Origin of the sequence: Pseudoalteromonas sp. SWXJZ94C, assembly GCF_015864385.1 — a bacterium.
Classification (GTDB): domain Bacteria; phylum Pseudomonadota; class Gammaproteobacteria; order Enterobacterales; family Alteromonadaceae; genus Pseudoalteromonas.
Window position 1 is genome coordinate 1 of sequence record NZ_JADYXF010000162.1, and the last position, 582, is coordinate 582.

General features: G+C 29.7%; 1 protein-coding gene. It reads right to left on the reverse strand.

Annotation, left to right across the window (positions count from 1 at the left end; translation table 11 throughout):
- Nucleotides 1-66 precede the first annotated feature (66 nt).
- The coding region (locus I6F65_RS21565; RefSeq protein ID WP_197114891.1) for a hypothetical protein at nucleotides 67-582 on the reverse strand (516 nt) is incomplete at its 5' end.

Here is a 582-nt window from a genome sequence, read left to right on the forward strand (position 1 = left end):
TTTAAAGTGGGTGTCTTTGTTATTTCTTTCTTTTTCCATATATGTCTTTGTTTTTTTATTTTAATCTTAACTTAATTTAGAAATTTCTATAAATATCCACTTATAAAATCCTAAGTCGTCTTTTTCTGCGTTTTGATAAGGCATAACTGCAAAGTCATAATTAAGAACAAATATTAATTCATCAATATTATATTTGTTTTCTGCTTTATTTTTATAAGTTTTCTTCACCTCTGCCCATAATTGCATTGAATTATCAGAGTACTTATCTTGCCAATACTCTTTCAACAATGCTGAGTTATTATGTTTTAAAGTAAATGCAGACACATCCGCTCTCGTTAACGTATTTACATTTGGAAGCACTAATAGCGTTTTTGCCCAATACCTAGGGTAACTTTCAGGTAAACCTTCCCATGTTTCTATTGCTAAAATTTCATCCGAGCTAGGATACTTATCTTTATCAGGATCTAGTGAATTTAAATAAGCAAAGTCTTCATCATATTTAAAATCAATTGAAAAATCACCTTCAGAAGTTATTTCAAAACGCGCTTTATTCCAAGGCACATCATCTTCATCCTTTTGCAT